The following is a 16,408-nucleotide window of genomic DNA, read 5'->3' as shown; positions in this document are numbered from 1 at the left end:
GATCGCCGTCGCGAACGGGTGCCCGGCGCGAAGCCGCGAACCGGGTGCCCGGGGCACCGGCCTCAGCGCATCGCCTGGGCCGTGGGGCCTTCCCGGCAGATCAGCAGCAGCGCCCGGTCGTCGTTCACGTCCTTGGCCACCGCCTCGATGAGGTGCCAGGCCGCACCGTGGAAGCCGCCGGCCACATAGCGGTCGGCCTCGCCCGTGAGCCGGTCCATGCCCTCGACGATGTCCCGGTCGGACGTCTCCACCAGACCGTCGGTGAACAGCATGAGGACGTCTCCGGGGCGCAGCGTGCCCTTCACGGGGTCGAACTGGGCGCCGTCGTAGACCCCGAGGAGCGGGCCTTCCGACGCCTTCTCCTCCCAGCGGCCGGTGCCCGCGCTGAGCTGGAGGCCCGGCGGATGTCCGGCCGAGTACAGCTCGTAGTCGCCGGACTCCAGGTCGAGGACCAGGTGGATGGAGGTCGCGAAGCCCTCGTCCCAGTCCTGACGGAGGAGGTAGCCGTTGGCGGCGGGGAGGAAGGCGTGCGGGGGGAGCGATCCCAGCAGGCCGCCGAACGCCCCGGAGAGCAGCAGGGCGCGCGAGCCCGCGTCCATCCCCTTGCCCGAGACGTCCGTCAGGACGACCTCGAGGGTGCGGCCGCCGTTCGTCCGCGCCGCCACCACGAAGTCGCCGGAGAAGGACTGCCCGCCCGCCGGTCTGAGCGACATCTCCCGATGCCAGCCCGTGGGCAGCTTGGGCAGCTTGCTCTGTACCCGAATGCGTTCGCGCAGGTCGAAGAGCATGGTTCCGCCGCGGCGCCACGGCACTCCGACCCGGCTGCGGAACTGCGCGATCAGCAGACCGAAGAATCCGCAGGCGGCGACCACGAGCACGATGCCGGGGGTGACGCGCGACGGCCCTTCCGTGTACGGGCCGAGCTTGACGGACTCGATGATCAGCGCGGTGGCCGCGGCGGCGTACAGGCCGAGCAGGCTGGAGGGCCGCAGCAGCAGGCCGCCCGCCACGATCGGCAGCACGAGCACGGCGGGCGAGCACCACACGGGGTCGAACAGGGTGATCACGGCTATCAGCGGGACCGTGAGCAGCAGCCCGGCCAGCGCGACCCAGTCCGAGCCGTCCCCGCGGAAGTAGTCCACGGCGGATCTGCGCAGGCCGGTGCGGGCCCGGTGCCATTGCTTCTTCAACCGGGCCGCGAACGTCTCGGCTTCCGCGCGCCGCTCTCGTCCTGCTGCCATTGTTCGGGACCCTATCCATCCGACCAGCCGCTTGGCACGGGAGGTCCCACTTGTCCCCCGTCCGAGCGCTGAACTTCACAGGTTCCGGGCTTCGGCGACCGGGGGAAATCCCCTCGCTCGCCCCGCATTGCCCTGGTAGGTATGACCCATGACGACCGAGCTGCGGGTGCTGCGGCAGACCGAGTGGGACGACTGGTACGGCAACCTCCTCCGGGCCTTCGGCGGCATGGAGGAATCAGCCGAAGAGCGGGAACTCTGGAAGGAACTCACAGAATTCGATCGATCCATAGGTATATGGGACGAAGGTAACTGTGTGGGCACGGCAGGTGCGTTCAGTTTCCGCCTCACCGTGCCCGGCGGTGGTTCGGTCCCCGCCGCGGGTGTGACGATGGTGAGCGTCGCGGGCACGCACCGCCGACGCGGTGTGCTGACGTCGATGATGCGCAGGCAGCTGGACGACGTCCGCTCCTGGGGGGAGCCGCTCGCGGTGCTGACGGCGTCGGAGCCGGCGATCTACTCCCGGTTCGGATACGGCGCGGCCACCTTCCAGCTCGGCGCGGAGATCGACACGAGCCGTGTCGAGCTGGCCGTTCCGGACGGTACGGACGACGTACGGGTTCGGTACGCGACCCCTGCCGACGTACTCGACGTCTGCGAGGCCGTGTACGCGCGACTGGTCTCCGGCCGGCCCGGCATGCTGGCGCGGAGGCCGGGCTGGGAGCGGGTGGGGCTGCTCGATCCGGCGAGCGAGCGCAACGGCGCCTCGGCGCTGCAGTGTGTGATCGCCGAGCGCGACGGCGAGATCACGGGTTATGCGAGGTTCCGCGCCAAGCCCGGCTGGGGGGTCGGCGGGCACGACGGCACGGTGACCGTGTCGGCACTCGCAGCCCTGGATCCGGCGACGGACGCAGCTCTGTGGCGCTTCCTGTTCGGCATCGACCTGATGACCACGCTGGCCGTGCACGGGCGGCCGGTCGACGAGGGATGGCAGCATCTCGTGTCCGACATCCGGCGCTGCCGGCCCCGGCTGCGGGACGCCCTGCATGTGCGCCTCGTCGACGCCGCGGCGGCGCTGGAGGTGCGGACGTACCAGACGCCGGTGGATGTGGTGTTCGAGGTCGAGGACTCCTTCTGCCCCTGGAACGAGGGGCGTTGGCGGCTCACGGGCGACGCGAAGGGCGCGACGTGCGCGCGTACCGCGGACGCCGCCGATCTTGCGTTGTCCGTACGGGAGTTGGGGGCGGCGTACCTCGGGGGTGTGTCGCTGGCGTCGCTGGCTGCGGCCGGGCGGGTGCGCGAGCTGCGGCAGGGCGCGCTGGCGGAGGCGTCACTCGCGTTCGGTTCGGCCGTGGCGCCGTGGCTGCCGCACGGGTTCTAGGGGCCCGTTGCGAAGGTGCTGGGCGCTGTTCGCGGTGCGATCGGCCGAACGGGGCGGGCGCCCGGGCCGGTAGGCCATGAATTGCGCGGGGAGCGATCGATCGTGAAGGAGTGTCGTTGAGCAAGACAGTGCCGGTGATCTTCGGTGACGCGATGTTCTGGGCTTATGACGTGGCACTCGGGGTTCTCTTCATCGAGGCGGCGCGGGTCGGTGCAGAGACGCCGACGGACCTGCGGCCCTCGTGGTGGCCGGAGTTGGAGCAGGATCTCCGCACACACGCGCTGGTGGGCGGTAGTTTCGCCGTCCTGCTCGACGAATTCGGCGTCGAACAGCGACAGGTGCTCCTGAACTGTGTGGTGGAGGCAGCTCGCCGGATCGAGGCGCGCGGCAGCGTGGGCCGGGACGAAGTCTCGACCTGGCCCGAGTTGGAGGAGCACGCGACCGGCTTCCTGCGCGGGGAGGAGCACATCGAGGCGGCTCCGCTCGTCGAGCTGGCGGAGGCTCTGGTCGATCTGGCTGCGGGCACGCTTCCTCCGGCTCCGGCTGAGCGATATTGGTACTACGGAACTCCGGAGGGCCGGAGCGTGCAAGGCGGATGAACATGCCCGCGACCGCGCTGGTCACAGCCATTCGTTGATGGCAGCGACCGGCACGGTCGCGTGGTGGCGGACCGCCGGTTCGTCGTACCTGGTGGCAACCGCGCGGTGGCGCCTGAGCCGCGGTTGCGGATCTGGTCGGACTTCTCCGGGACGGTGCACTTCACGCCGCGTCGGCGCAGGTGTGAACGATGAGGCGCCCTCACCTGTTCGAGCACCCAGCAGGCGTGTCACCAACCTCCCGGGACGGCACACCTAGTTCCCCAGGCCCTTCTGGCAGCCCGGGCACCAGAACAGATTACGGGCGGCGAGATCGGCGGTGCGGATCTCGCCACCACAGATGTGGCAGGGTTGCGTCGCCCTGCGGTACACGTACACCTCGCCGCCGTGATCGTCGACGCGCGGCGGGCGGCCCATGGCCTCGGGGGTGTGTTCGGGGCGGACGGTGTCGATGCGGTTGTTCCGTACACCTTCGCGCATCAGGTCGACGAGGTCGGCCCAGATCGCGTCCCACTCCGCGGGGGCGACGTCCTTGCCGGCCCGGTAGGGGTCGACGCCGTGCCGGAAGAGCACCTCGGCGCGGTAGACGTTGCCGACGCCGGCGATGACCTTCTGGTCCATGAGCAGGGCCGCGATGGACGTACGGCTGCGGGAGACACGGCGGTACGCGGCGGCGGGGTCGGCGTCGTCGCGGAGCGGGTCGGGGCCGAGCCGGCGGTGCACGGCGGCCTTCTCGTCGTCGGTGATCAGCGCACAGGTGGTGGGGCCGACGAGGTCCACGTAGGAGGCCGCGTTCGTGAGGCGGAGACGGACCGTGCCACCGGGCGGGGGCGCGGGTGCGTCCCCGAACGCCACCTTCCCGAAGAGGCCGAGGTGGATGTGCACCCAGTCGCCGTCGCGGAAGCCGAGGAAGAGGTGCTTGCCGTGGGCGTCGACGGTCCGCAGTCCTGACCCGTCGAGGAGGGCGGCGGCGTCGGCGAACTTGCCCTGCGGGCTGCGCACACCGACGACACCGCCGGCGAACCGTGCGGCGTAGTCCTCGGCCAGCCGATGGATGGTGTGCCCTTCCGGCACGGTCGCCCTACCTCCGGTGGTCGTCACAGGGTCGCGGGAGCGATTGCGCCCCTCCGGCGGTCGCGGATCGAGTCCCGCCCCGCCGGTGAGGGCTCCGGGAGCCGGAGCCCCGGGCCCGCGGGCTCAGCCCTGCGGGTGGTGCGGGGGGATCGGCGGGAGCTCGCCCTTGGTCTCGTACGCCGTCAGCATGTCGATGCGCCGCGCATGGCGCTCCTCGCCCGTGAAGGGCGTGTTCAGGAAGGTCTCGACGAACTTGGTCGCATCGTCCTGCGAGTGCATGCGCGCACCGACGGAGACGACGTTCGCGTTGTTGTGCTGCCGGCCGAGCGTCGCGGTCTCCTCGCTCCATGCGAGGACCGCCCGTACGCCCTTCACCTTGTTCGCGGCGATCTGCTCACCGTTGCCGGAGCCGCCGATCACGATGCCGAGGGAGCCGGGATCGGCGACCGTCCGCTCCGCCGCGCGAAGGCAGAACGGCGGGTAGTCGTCCTGGGCGTCGTAGATGTGGGGCCCGCAGTCGACGGGCTCATGGCCGGCCGCCTTGAGCCACTCGACGAGGTGGTTCTTCAGTTCGAAACCGGCATGGTCTGAGCCGAGGTACACGCGCATGGTCCGAGTGTGTCACGGCTGTCGCCGATCGGCTGCGCGGGGTACTTGCCCCGAAAAATGTGAGCCAGGCTATAGAACCTCAAGGAAACCTCAAGTAACAATCCGGATTCAAAGGTTTCTGAATTCCTTCGCCTCGGATTCACTGGACCGACTCGTACACCGCTCGGACGAGCATCCCTTCCGCTCGTTCGGGACGTACTACGTGTGTCCCCCACATTCCCCACACCCGGCTCAAAGGAAATCCCCTACATGACCTCGAAGCCGACCCCCACAGAGGCCGGACACGTCCCCGGCGGCCCCGGAGAACCCGGCGGCGGTCTCCAGGCCGGACTCAAGAACCGTCACCTGACGATGATCGCCATCGGCGGCGTCATCGGTGCCGGGCTGTTCGTCGGTTCCAGCGCGGGCATCGCCACCGCCGGTCCCGGCATCCTTCTCTCCTACGCCCTCGTCGGCACGCTCGTGGTGCTGGTGATGCGCATGCTGGGTGAGATGTCCGCCGCGAACCCCACTTCCGGCTCCTTCTCCGCACACGCGGACCGCGCACTCGGCCGCTGGGCCGGTTTCTCCATCGGCTGGCTGTACTGGTTCTTCTGGGTGGTCGTGCTCGCGGTGGAGGCGACCGCGGGCGCCAAGATCCTCGAGGGCTGGATACCGGCCGTGCCCCAGTGGGGCTGGGCCCTGATCGTCATGATCGTGCTGACCGCCACCAACCTGGTCTCCGTCGGCTCCTACGGCGAGTTCGAGTTCTGGTTCGCCGGGATCAAGGTCGTCGCGATCGGCGCCTTCATCGTCGTCGGCGCACTCGCCGTCTTCGGGGTGCTGCCCGGCGTCCACAGCGACAAGGCCGGCCTGGACAACCTCACCGGTCACGGCGGGTTCCTGCCGCACGGACCGGGCGCCATCCTCACCGGTGTACTCCTGGTCGTCTTCTCCTTCATGGGCAGTGAGATCGCCACACTGGCGGCCGGCGAGTCCGAGGACCCGCGGCGGGCGGTGACCAAGTCCACCAACAGCATCATCTGGCGTATCGCCGTCTTCTACCTGGGCTCGATCCTCGTGGTCGTCTCCCTGCTGCCGTGGGACGACGCATCGATCGCGGAGAAGGGCTCCTACGTCGCCGCCCTGGACTCCCTCGGCATCGCGCACGCCGGTCAGATCATGAACTTCATCGTGCTGACCTCGGTGCTGTCCTGCCTGAACTCCGGGCTCTACACGGCCTCCCGTATGGCCTTCTCGCTCGGCGTGCGGGGCGACGCGCCCAGGGCCTTCGCCCGGACCACCGGTCGTGGTGTGCCGATGACGGCGATCGTCGTCTCCGTGCTCTTCGGGTTCCTCGCCGTCTTCTTCAACTACAAGTACCCGGACTCGGTCTTCCTCTTCCTGGTCAACTCCAGCGGTGCGGTCGCCCTGTTCGTGTGGCTGGTGATCTGCTTCTCTCAGCTGCGGATGCGGAAGATCATCCAGCGCGAGGCGCCGGAGAAGCTGATCGTGAAGATGTGGCTGTACCCCTATCTGACCTGGGCCACGGCCGCACTGATCGTGTTCGTCCTCGGCTACATGCTGACCGACACCGAGCATGACGGACGTGAGACGGTCCTGCTGTCGCTGCTCGTCGCCGCCGTGGTGCTCGTCATCGCCGTGGTCAGGCAGAAGATGGGCTCCCGGACCGCCGGGGCCGCCCGGGACCCGGAGACGGAACGGGCCGAGGTCGGCGTCTGACCGCCGTCCGCACATGAGCACGGGCGAGGGCCCCGCGGTGACACCGCGGGGCCCTCGCCCTGTCCGGCCGTCACGGCTCAGAGCGGTGTGAACCCCTCCTTGACCTCGTCGTAGATCCTGGTCGCGCGGTCCTCGACGTCCGGGTGGTACCAGGTGCTGACCTCGTACGACGTCCCGTGCTCGCGAAAGCCCAGCAGCCGTACGTGCCAGGGGCGGCCCTTGGCCATGACGGTGTACTCCCAGACGACCGCGGGCCCACCCCGGAAGGTGCCCCGGTCCAGGCGGATCCGCCGGTAGCCGAGACCCTTCCTGCGCTCCTGTTCCGCCTGCTCCCACTGCCCCAGAAGATCGCCCCGGGCCGGGGTCGCGTTGGCCACGATCTCCTGGGAGCGGTCGGGAGACGAGTAGTGCACCTCCGCCCCGCTCTCCGCGACCCGCTGCCAGCCCGGCGGCGGGACCCAGGCGTACAGTCCCGCCTCCGTACGGGCGCCCGGCGGCGGGCTCGCCGGACGCGAGGTGCCCGCGACGGTGGGTGTGCCGCCCGTGCCGCTCCGGCCGCCGGAGGAGACGGACGGGTGGGCGGACCCGGCCGATGTGCCCTGCGTCCGGCCGTTCGATCCGGCCTCGGCAGCGATCACCGCCCCGGCCACCCCACCGGCCACCACGACCCCCACGACGGCGGCCAGCACGGCCCGGCGTCGGCTGCGCCGAGGGGCGGAGAGGTGCGCGGGGCCCGGAAGCCCGGTGTCGGACGAGGGACCGGGGGCGGTCCGGCCGCCGCCGGATCGCGCCGTACCGGCCGACGCCGTGCTCAGCGGCAGCGTGAGAGCGCTGTGCGGGGACGCCGAGGAGACCGACGGCGGGTCTGCCCGGCCGAGCGGCGGCGTCACCGAGGCCGAGGCGCCCGGCAGGGGTGCGGCCCGGCGGGCCGAGGCCCCCGGCGCCGACGAGGTGTCTCCGGGGGCGCCCTGCGAACGGCTCCGGATGACGGGACCGGCTCCGGCCGTGGGGACGCCGGAGGGCTCCGTCGGGGTGGGGTGCACCCGGGTCGGCGCCGTGGGCCGGACCGCGGGGCCCGATTCGGCGGAGGTCTCGGTGGAGGCGTTGCCGCTCGCTTCGCCCGGCTCCGCATCCGGGCCGCCGGACCCGGCCGCGCTCTTCGCGGGGGAATCCGAAACGGACCGTGGCCGCCCGCCCGTTCGGCGGGCCCTCAGTCGCGGACCGGTCCGGCGCCGCGGGTGTACGGGGTACGGGCACGGCATCCTCGACGACGGGTTCCTCCGGCACGCCGTCCGCCGGAAAGGCCCCGTCATACGGACTCACGGCGCTCTCCTCGCCGCCCCGCGGGCGCCGCGCCGCCCGGACCAGAGCCGGGTCGAGGTAGGCGGGGGTGGCGCTCTCCCCCGCCTCCAGGACGACCGCGGTCGTCGACGCGCCTCCGGGCTCCGGTGCCTGCGCCGGCGCGACACCCTCCCCTTCCCCTCCGTGCTCCTCGCCGCCGGCCCAGGTCCCGGGCCCTCCTCCCGCCGATGCACCGGTGGCGTCCCCGACGACCCGTCCCAGTTCCTCCGCGACCTCCTCGAGCCCCGGCCGCACGGCCGGTTCCTTGTCCAGGAGGGCGGCCAGGATCCCCGTCAGCCCCGCTGCGGAGGGAGGCAGTTGCGGTTCCTCGTACAGCACGGCGTGCAGTGTCGCCAGGGTCGTCGAGCGGGAGAACGGCGAGTGCCCGCCGAGGGCCGCGCAGAGCGTCGCGCCGAGGGACCACACGTCCGACGGCGGACCCTGCGGGCGGCCCGAGATCCGCTCCGGAGCCATGTAGTCCGGCGAGCCCACCAGCATCCCGACCATGGTGAGCGCCTCGGCGTCCTGGATCGCGGCGATGCCGAAGTCCGTGAGGACCACGCGGCGCCCCCGGCGTTCCACAAGCACGTTCCCCGGTTTGATGTCCCGGTGCAGGACGCCTCCCGCGTGCACCTGCCGTAGCGCCGCCACCAGTTCGAGACCGATCCGCGCCGCCTCGCGGACGGCGAGCGGTCCCTCCTCCACCAGGATTCGTTCCAGCGAGCGGCCGTCCACGAGTTCCATGACGATCCACAACCGGTCGCCCTCGTCCACGACGTCGTAGATGCGTACGACGTTGGGGTGGTCGATCCGGGCGGTGGCCCTGGCCTCGCGAAGGGTGCGTTCGCGGCGGGTCCGGACGTCCTCCGTGTCGAGTCCGTCCATCCGTATTTCCTTGACGGCCACCTGACGGTCGAGCATTTCGTCGGCGGCGAGCCACACGCGCCCCATTCCCCCCTGACCTATGCTCTCGACCAGGCGATATCGGCCCGTCACCAATAAACCAGGAATACCGCCGCTCGCATTTCCCGGCAATCCCCTGCACCCCCTCAACACCCGCCTCAGCGGAAACACAATGGTCACACTTCGGGCCGTACCAGCATAGTGCGGAGAAATCTTGTGGTACCTCTTCAAGTACTGCGAATTCAGGCGCAGCCAAGGGGGACGGACATGAGTTCTCGGTACACGACCGCCATCACGGGATCGCTGGTCACTGCATCCTTTTCGGCGGTGATGATCTTTGCGTGCACCGCCACGGCGGATGACCAGGGAGGGATGAGCAGCAAGGGGGGAAAGGCCGTCGACAAGGCTCCGGCGGGGGTGGAGTTGACCACACTGCTGCCCGAGAAGATCTCGGTCGACAACGGATCGCACAAAACGGCGATTACCGCCGTGGTGAAGAACGGGGGAACCAAGGACAGCGGAAAGATCCGGCTTTTGGTCGCGGGATTCGACGGTCTCGTGGTCACCAACGTCAAGGGCTGTTCGGAAATCGCCGAAAAGGATCTCCCGCCCGGTTCGAACAGTGCCTTCGGCTGTGCCGTCGACAATCTGGCGGCGGGCTCCTCGAAGACCTACGCCGTCGACGCCACCTTCGACACGGGCAGGACGGGCAGGATCTGCCTGCCGGTCGGGACGAGCGACGGGAAGATGACGTACTGGCAGCAGGGTCCGGTCCCGTTCGGCGCGTCGAAGCCGACGCCGAACGCCCCGGCGACCCCACTGCTGCTCGGCACCGACAACACACCGGTGGGTCCGGGCGGTGATGAGTTGCCCAGGACCGGTGCGGACGAGCGGGTCCTTCCGCTCGGCGCCGTTGGCGCGACGCTGATCGCCGCGGGTGCGGCGGGCCTGTGGGTCACACGCCGCAGGCCACGGCCACAGCGCTGAGGTACCGGCCGGGGGGACGGGCGCGGGGCCCGTCCCCCCGGGACCGCCGTCCTGAATCGGGGCCGGGACGGGACGGAGGGCGGCACGGCGTCAGAACGTGGAAGGGGCTCGCCGGTTCGGTACCGAACCGGCGAGCCCCTTTCAGACGACCAGCTACGGCGTCACTTCCTGACGAGCTTCCACGCGGCGGGCAGCAGCCCCATCGCCAGGGCCGCCTTCAGGGCGTCGCCGACGAGGAAGGGGGTGAGCCCGGCGGCGATCGCCGCGTTCGCGGACATGCCGGTGGCCAGGGCCAGGTACGGAACGCCGACCGCGTATACGAGCGCCTCACCCAGCAGCATCGCGGCCGCCGTGCGCAGCACCGAGCGGTCGGCGCCGCGGCGGGCGAGGGCACCCACGACGGTGGAGGCGAGCAGCATGCCGAGGATGTAGCCGAAGGACGGGGCGGCGGCACCCGAGGCACCACCGGCGAACCACGGGACACCGGCGACACCGGCGAGCGCGTACAGGGCGAGCGACAGGAAACCGCGGCGCGCCCCGAGGGCCGTGCCGACCAGCAGCGCGGCGAAGGTCTGCCCGGTCACCGGCACCGGGGAACCCGGCACGGGCACCGCGATCTGCGCGGCGAGACCGGTGAGCACGGCGCCGCCGGCCACGAGGGCGATGTCACGGACGCGGGACGCGGGCAGCAGGTCGGCGAGGACCTCGCCGGGGCGTGTGATGGCGGTGGCGGTGCTCATGAGGACTCACTCCGGCGCTGAGGACGGTTCGGGACACGGTGACGCTATCCCAGGGGCCATGAGCCGATCACCGTCACCGCTCGACAAAGCGGGGTTCCGGGGCTTGGTGGGCTGTCGACAAAAGCTGCGAGTTACACCTGATGCGGCGTGATACGGGTCACTGAGGTGGGGCCGTCGGCGTCGCGGGGCCGATTCCGGCGGCGCCTGTAGGGTTTCGCCAACCCCTCTCCCTCCCCCGGCGACCTCCGCACCTGCGGGCCGACAGGCTGCCGCGCCGACGGGCCGACGACCGTGAAGGGGCGGCACGACGGGCCCCGCCGGCCTCGACGAGGGGTGGGCGGCCGACGTCGTGGTGCTGGTGGCGCTGCTGAGCGCGATGAACGCCAATGTCTACGGCGCCTCGTGCATCGCGTACTCGCTGGTGCAGCGCGGTCAGGGACCCCGGGCGCTGGCCCGTGTCTCCGGCGGGGTCCCGCGTGCCGCCGTGCTCGTCTCCTGCGTGTTCGGGTTCGCCTGCGTGGTGCTCAGCTACCGGCGACCGAACGACGTCTTCCCGTGGCTGCTGAACATGATCGGCGCGGTCATCCCGGTCGTCTGGTTCTTCGTCGCGATCTCGCAGCTGCGTCCGCGCCGCCGGCTGGAGCGCGAGGCGCCCGAGAAGCTGGTGGTGCGGATGTGGGCGTTCCCGGCGCTGACCTGGGTGGCGCTGGCCGGTATGGCGGGGATCTTCGTCCTCATGGCAAGGCAGCCGGACACCCTTGTGCAGCTGTACTCGACCGGCGCGATGACGTTGGTCCTGGCGGCCGCGGGCCACACCTGGCAGCGGGTCCGCACACGTCGTCAGCCGCTTTTGCCGCTGCCCGCCGAGGGGCGCGAGGTCGGCGAGCGGCCTCGCCTTCGAGTACCGGTTCTCCCGGGGAGCGGACCGCAACGCCGACGGGCTCCCGCGGCCGAGGGCCGGCGGGAGCCCGTTAAAGGGTTCAGGTCAGAGGTTGCTGAAGTCCGGGCCCTTGGTCCGGGTGCGCTTGATCTCGTAGAAGCCCGGCACGGAGGCGACCGCCAGCGTGCCGTCCCACAGCTTCGCGGCGTCCTCGCCCTTGGGAGCGGGGGTGACCACCGGTCCGAAGAAGGCGATCTGCTCGCCGTCGGAGCCCGGCACCGCTATCACCGGCGTGCCCACTTCCTGGCCGACCTTCTCGATGCCCTCCTTGTGCGAGGAGCGCAGCTCGGCGTCGAACTCGAAGTCCTCCTGCTCCGCGTAGTCGATCAGGTCCGCGGGCAGGCCCACGTCCGCGAGCGCACCGGCGATCGCCTCGAGCGTCGGGCCCTCGCCCTGGTTGTGGATACGCGTGCCGAGCGCCGTGTAGAGCGGGCCGAGGACGTCGTCGCCGTGCTTCTGCCAGGCCGCGGTGACCACGCGCACCGGCTTCCAAGCCTTGGTCGCCAGCATCTCCCGGTACTCGTCGGGCAGCTGGTCCAGCTTGTCCTCGTTGAGGACGGCAAGGCTCATGATGTGCCAGCGGACCTCGATGTCCCGCACCTTCTCCACTTCCAGGACCCAGCGGGAGGTCATCCAGGCCCAGGGGCACAGCGGGTCGAACCAGAAGTCGACGGGGGTCTTGCCGGAAGCGGTCACGGTCTCGGACATGACTCTCCTAAGGAAGCGGTCGTTCATCGTGCAACATCCGAGGTCGCACCGGACATTCCCGCGTTTCTCACGAGGTGGTGCGCCCCTCTGCCCGGCGTCAGGTGCACATGGGAGGATCGGTCCTGTTCGCCCCACCCAGCCGATCCTGAGGGAGTGCCGCCCGTGCCCGGTGAGAACCTGTCCCGCGACGAGGCCCGCGAGCGGGCCGCCCTGCTGTCCGTCGACGGGTACGACGTGTCGCTCGACCTCCGCTCCGCCGTGGGCGAGGCACCCGGCGACGCGGACGCCGGGCCGCGCACGTTCCGCTCCGTCACCACGATCCGCTTCCGCTGCGCCGAGCCGGGCGCCGCGAGCTTCGCCGACCTGATCGCCCCGAGCGTCACCGCGGTCTCGCTGAACGGCAAGGACCTCGATCCGGGCGAGGTCTTCGACGGCACCCGCATCCAGCTGGAGGACCTGGCCGCGGAGAACGAGCTGGTCGTCGACGCCCAGTGCGCCTTCTCCCGCACCGGCGAGGGCATGCACCGCTTCGTCGATCCGGAGGACGGCGAGGTGTATCTGTACACCCAGTACGAGCCCGCCGACGCGCGCCGCGTCTTCGCCGGCTTCGAGCAGCCCGACCTCAAGGCGCCCTTCCGCTTCGAGGTGCGCGCCCCCGAGGGCTGGAGGGTGTGGAGCAACGGGGCGGGCGAACCGCATGACGGGGTCTGGCGGTTCGCCGAGACGAAGCCGATCTCGACGTACATCACCGCGGTGCTGGCGGGTCCGTACCACTACGTCACGGACACCTACTCCCGCACCTTCGAGGACGGAACGACGCTGGAGATCCCGCTCGGCGCGATGTGCCGCAGGGGCCTGGCGAAGCACTTCGACGCGGACGACGTCTTCCTGGTCACCAAGCAGGGCCTGGACTTCTTCCACGACCACTTCGACTACCCGTACCCGTTCGGGAAGTACGACCAGGCGTTCGTGCCCGAGTACAACCTCGGCGCGATGGAGAACCCCGGCCTGGTCACCTTCCGCGAGGAGTACATCTTCCGCGGCAAGGTCACTCAGGCGTCGTACGAGCGCCGGGCCAATGTGATCCTGCACGAGATGGCGCACATGTGGTTCGGCGACCTGGTGACCATGGCGTGGTGGGACGACCTGTGGCTGAAGGAGTCCTTCGCCGACTTCATGGGCTCGTTCTCGCTGGTGGAGGCGACCCGCTTCACCGACGGCTGGATCACGTTCGCCAACAACCGCAAGGCGTGGGCGTACCGCGCCGACCAGCTGCCCTCCACGCACCCCGTCACCGCGGACATCCGCGACCTGGAGGACGCGAAGCTCAACTTCGACGGCATCACCTACGCCAAGGGCGCCTCGGTGCTGAAGCAGCTGGTGGCGTACGTGGGCCGGGACGCCTTCCTGGAGGGCGCGCGGCGCTACTTCAAGCGGAACGCCTACGGCAACACGCGCCTCGGCGACCTGCTGTCGGTCCTCGAGGAGACGAGCGGCCGGGACATGGCGGCGTGGTCGCGGTCCTGGCTGCAGACCGCGGGGGTCAACTCGCTGACCCCGCAGGTGCTGCTCGCAGCGGACGGCCGGATCGCGGAGCTGAGCGTGCTCCAGGAGGCCGCCGAGTCGCATCCCACGCTGCGGCCGCACCGGGTGGCGGTGGGCCTGTACCGCAGCGAGGGGGGCGCGCTCGTCCGGTACGCGCGCGCCGAGCTGGACGTCCACGGTCCGCGCACGGTGGTCGACGAACTGTCGGGGATGGATGCGCCGGACCTGGTCCTGGTCAACGACGACGACCTCACGTACTGCAAGATCCGCTTCGACGACACGTCCCTCGCGACCCTGAAGGACCGGCTCGGCGAGATCACCGACCCGCTCGCCCGCGCCCTGTGCTGGTCCGCACTGTGGAACCTGACCCGCGACGCACTGCTGCCGGCGCGGGACTTCATCGCACTGGTGCTCCGCTTCGCCGGTCGCGAGTCCGACATCGGCGTTCTGCAGATGCTGCACGCCTGGGCGGACTCGGCGCTGACCCACTACGCCGCGCCCGGGTGGCGGGAGACCGGCGGGCGGCTGCTCGCGGAGGGTGCGCAAGGCGAGCTCCGGCAGGCGGAGCCGGGCAGCCAGCACCAGTTGACGTGGGCGCGGTTCTTCGCGGCGGTGGCGTCCGACGAGGCCGATCTGCAACAGCTGCGGGGCCTGCTGGAGGGCACTGAGAAGATCGACGGCCTGGACGTGGACCAGGAGCTGCGCTGGGCGTTCCTGGAGCCGCTCGCCGCGCACGGAGCCGCGGACGAGTCGGTGCTCGCCGCGGAACTCGCGCGCGACGACACGGCCTCCGGCAAGCGCCACCAGGTCCGCTGTCTGGCAGCGCGTCCCTCGGCCGCGGTCAAGGCGCAGGCCTGGGCCCAGGTCGTGGAGTCGGACGCCCTGTCGAACGCGCTGGTCGAGGCGACCATCGCGGGATTCGTGCAGCCGTCACAGCGGGAACTGCTCGCGCCGTACGCCGAGAAGTACTTCGCGGCCATCGACCGTGTCTGGGCCGGGCGTTCCATCCAGATCGGAATGGACGTGGTGAGGGGCCTGTTCCCCTCGCTCCAGGACTTCCCCGGGACGTTGGACGCCACCGACGCCTGGCTCACCACCCATGAGGGCGCGCCGCCGGCGCTGCGCAGGCTGGTGCTCGAGGCACGCGACGACCTGGCACGCACCCTGCGCGGCCAGGTGTGCGACGCGCAGGCGACCCGCTAGACGACCTCGGGCCACGGGTTCCTTCGGGGGGCGAGTTCCCGCCGAAGGAACCCGGTCGGTGGATACGCAGGGACGACAGTTACGAAATACGAGAATCTGAACCCGTAACCCGCCCCTTCCCCCACTCGGACCAGCCTCTTTCGGCAGTCGAACGTGCGTACTTTAGTGCCGTGTTGTCCGCATTTGCCGACAGCCGTGTAACAGCGGTTAGGAGACGGACCGGGCGCGGGAACTCCGGGGTCATGACCTACAACACCCCGCTCTCCCCCCGCCCCCTCCGTCACCTGACGGAGGTTCAGCGCCGGGTGCTGACCACGGCACAACTGCGCGCCCACGGTGTGAGCGCCGCCGAGACCACCGGGCACTGCCGACCCGGCGGCCCCTGGCAGCAGTTCCTGCCGGGCGTGTACCTGCTGCACCCCGGCCCGCCGACCTCGGAGGAGCGCCTGCACGCGGCGCTCCTGTACGCGACGCGCTCGTCGCTCGAGGATCCGGCGCCCGGGGTCCCGCCCCAGCCCGGTTCCGCCGGCGCACACCCCACGGTGCACCGGACGGACGCGATGATCACGGGCTTGGCCGCCCTGGCGCTGTACGGCTTCGGCTGCACGCCCCCGCTGACGTCGCTGGAGAAGATCGACCTCCTGGTCCCCCGTGTGCGGCGGCTGCGCAGCGCCGGCTGCGCCCGGGTGGTGCGCACAGCGGCGCTGCCGGCCGCCCGGTTGGTGACCGGACTGCCCGTTGCGCCGGTGCCACGCGCCGTGGCCGACGCGGTGGCGCAGTTGCCCGACGCGGCCGCCGTACGCCGGTTACTGGCCGAGGCGGTGCACGCCGGCCACTGCGAACCGACAGCGATCGTGCGGGAGTTGAACCAGGCGAAACTGCTGAGCCGCCCGCACGTGGTGGACGCCGTGGAGTCCCTCCTGGCGGAGGGCCGGGCAAGGGCGGAGGACCGCCTGTACCGCATGGTGCGTGAGTACGGGCTCCCGGACCCGGTGTGGAACGTGGACCTGAGGCTTCCGGGCGGCCCCTACCTCGGCGGCCTGGACGCGTACTGGCCCGAGCAGGCGGTGGCCCTGGAACTCGACGCCCGAACCCCGCGCCAGGACGTCCGCCAGGAGAACGACACGGTCTGGTCGGAGTACACCCGCAAGCGCGAACACCTGGAGCGGCTCGGCATCACGGTCGTCCACATCACGCCGAAGAAGCTGCGCGAGGGGCCGGAGCAGCAGGCGACCGTGGTCCGTACGGCCTTGATGGCGTCGGCTGACCGGGAGCCGGCCGCCTATGTCGTGGTACTGCCCCGTTAGGCGTCATCCGCCGGTCAGGGGGGAGAGGAGGGGCCGCCGAGCCATCGGCGGCCCCTCCTCGACGGCCGGGCGCACACCGTCCGGCCCCACGCCCCGGGACCCACGACGGCGGAC

General features: G+C 70.9%; 13 protein-coding genes and 1 pseudogene. 6 read left to right on the top strand and 8 right to left on the bottom strand.

The window, feature by feature from the left end:
- Window positions 1-62 precede the first annotated feature (62 nt).
- Window positions 63-1,241 carry a PP2C family protein-serine/threonine phosphatase gene (locus RCR19_RS24185; protein ID WP_331267028.1) on the bottom strand — a complete coding sequence of 393 codons (1,179 nt, stop codon included), beginning with the start codon at window positions 1,239-1,241 and terminating at the stop codon, window positions 63-65.
- A 148-nt stretch (window positions 1,242-1,389) separates the two neighbouring features.
- Between RCR19_RS24185 and RCR19_RS24180 the strand changes: the two genes are divergently transcribed.
- Together RCR19_RS24180 and RCR19_RS24175 are read left to right on the top strand one after the other, a co-directional pair.
- Window positions 1,390-2,619, top strand: a complete 1,230-nt coding sequence (locus RCR19_RS24180; RefSeq protein WP_331267027.1) for a GNAT family N-acetyltransferase — start codon at window positions 1,390-1,392, stop codon at window positions 2,617-2,619.
- 116 nt (window positions 2,620-2,735) lie between these two features.
- A complete protein-coding gene (locus RCR19_RS24175) occupies window positions 2,736-3,218 on the top strand; it encodes a hypothetical protein (RefSeq protein WP_331267026.1) in 483 nt (160 codons plus the stop codon).
- Between the two features lie 252 nt (window positions 3,219-3,470).
- Here the strand turns inward: RCR19_RS24175 and RCR19_RS24170 are convergent, their stop codons facing one another.
- Together RCR19_RS24170 and RCR19_RS24165 are read right to left on the bottom strand one after the other, a co-directional pair.
- A complete protein-coding gene (locus RCR19_RS24170) occupies window positions 3,471-4,289 on the bottom strand; it encodes a DNA-formamidopyrimidine glycosylase family protein (RefSeq protein ID WP_331267025.1) in 819 nt (272 codons plus the stop codon).
- A 123-nt stretch (window positions 4,290-4,412) separates the two neighbouring features.
- Window positions 4,413-4,898, bottom strand: coding sequence for a ribose-5-phosphate isomerase (locus RCR19_RS24165; protein WP_331267024.1), 486 nt, complete (start codon window positions 4,896-4,898; stop codon window positions 4,413-4,415).
- A gap of 249 nt (window positions 4,899-5,147) precedes the next feature.
- On the opposite strand from RCR19_RS24165, the gene RCR19_RS24160 reads away from it, so the two are divergent.
- Window positions 5,148-6,620 carry an amino acid permease gene (locus tag RCR19_RS24160; protein WP_059130903.1) on the top strand — a complete coding sequence of 491 codons (1,473 nt, stop codon included), beginning with the start codon at window positions 5,148-5,150 and terminating at the stop codon, window positions 6,618-6,620.
- A 77-nt stretch (window positions 6,621-6,697) separates the two neighbouring features.
- On the opposite strand, the gene RCR19_RS24155 is transcribed toward RCR19_RS24160, so the two are convergent.
- Window positions 6,698-7,663 (bottom strand): hypothetical protein, encoded by a 966-nt coding sequence (locus RCR19_RS24155; protein WP_331267023.1) that lies wholly within the window; start codon window positions 7,661-7,663, stop codon window positions 6,698-6,700.
- Between the two features lie 577 nt (window positions 7,664-8,240).
- Window positions 8,241-8,912, bottom strand: a pseudogene (locus RCR19_RS24150) (serine/threonine-protein kinase); the annotation flags it as partial.
- A 219-nt stretch (window positions 8,913-9,131) separates the two neighbouring features.
- Here RCR19_RS24150 and RCR19_RS24145 point away from each other — a divergent pair.
- Window positions 9,132-9,851, top strand: a complete 720-nt coding sequence (locus tag RCR19_RS24145; RefSeq protein WP_331267022.1) for an LPXTG cell wall anchor domain-containing protein — start codon at window positions 9,132-9,134, stop codon at window positions 9,849-9,851.
- A 161-nt stretch (window positions 9,852-10,012) separates the two neighbouring features.
- Here the strand turns inward: RCR19_RS24145 and RCR19_RS24140 are convergent, their stop codons facing one another.
- The 3 genes from RCR19_RS24140 to RCR19_RS24130 form a co-directional block, all read right to left on the bottom strand.
- The gene (locus RCR19_RS24140) at window positions 10,013-10,591 is read right to left on the bottom strand and encodes a biotin transporter BioY (RefSeq protein ID WP_331267021.1); all 579 of its coding nucleotides are present in this window, start codon (window positions 10,589-10,591) and stop codon (window positions 10,013-10,015) included.
- A gap of 528 nt (window positions 10,592-11,119) precedes the next feature.
- Entirely contained in the window at window positions 11,120-11,329 is a 210-nt protein-coding gene (locus tag RCR19_RS24135) for a hypothetical protein (RefSeq protein ID WP_331267020.1), read from the bottom strand.
- 247 nt (window positions 11,330-11,576) lie between these two features.
- Window positions 11,577-12,239: a DsbA family protein gene (locus tag RCR19_RS24130; RefSeq protein ID WP_059130907.1), complete on the bottom strand. Its 663-nt coding sequence runs from the start codon at window positions 12,237-12,239 to the stop codon at window positions 11,577-11,579.
- A 162-nt stretch (window positions 12,240-12,401) separates the two neighbouring features.
- Here RCR19_RS24130 and pepN point away from each other — a divergent pair, with 162 nt between their 5' ends.
- Window positions 12,402-14,987, top strand: coding sequence for an aminopeptidase N (gene pepN / locus RCR19_RS24125; RefSeq protein WP_331267019.1), 2,586 nt, complete (start codon window positions 12,402-12,404; stop codon window positions 14,985-14,987).
- Between the two features lie 242 nt (window positions 14,988-15,229).
- Complete coding sequence (locus RCR19_RS24120) at window positions 15,230-16,294, top strand: hypothetical protein (RefSeq protein ID WP_331267018.1); 1,065 nt, start codon at window positions 15,230-15,232, stop codon at window positions 16,292-16,294.
- The last annotated feature ends 114 nt before the right edge of the window (window positions 16,295-16,408 follow it).

It is taken from the genome of Streptomyces sp. WAC07094 (genome assembly GCF_036320405.1).
GTDB classification, from domain to species: domain Bacteria; phylum Actinomycetota; class Actinomycetes; order Streptomycetales; family Streptomycetaceae; genus Streptomyces; species Streptomyces lannensis.
This window is presented reverse-complemented; position numbering and strand designations above follow the sequence as displayed.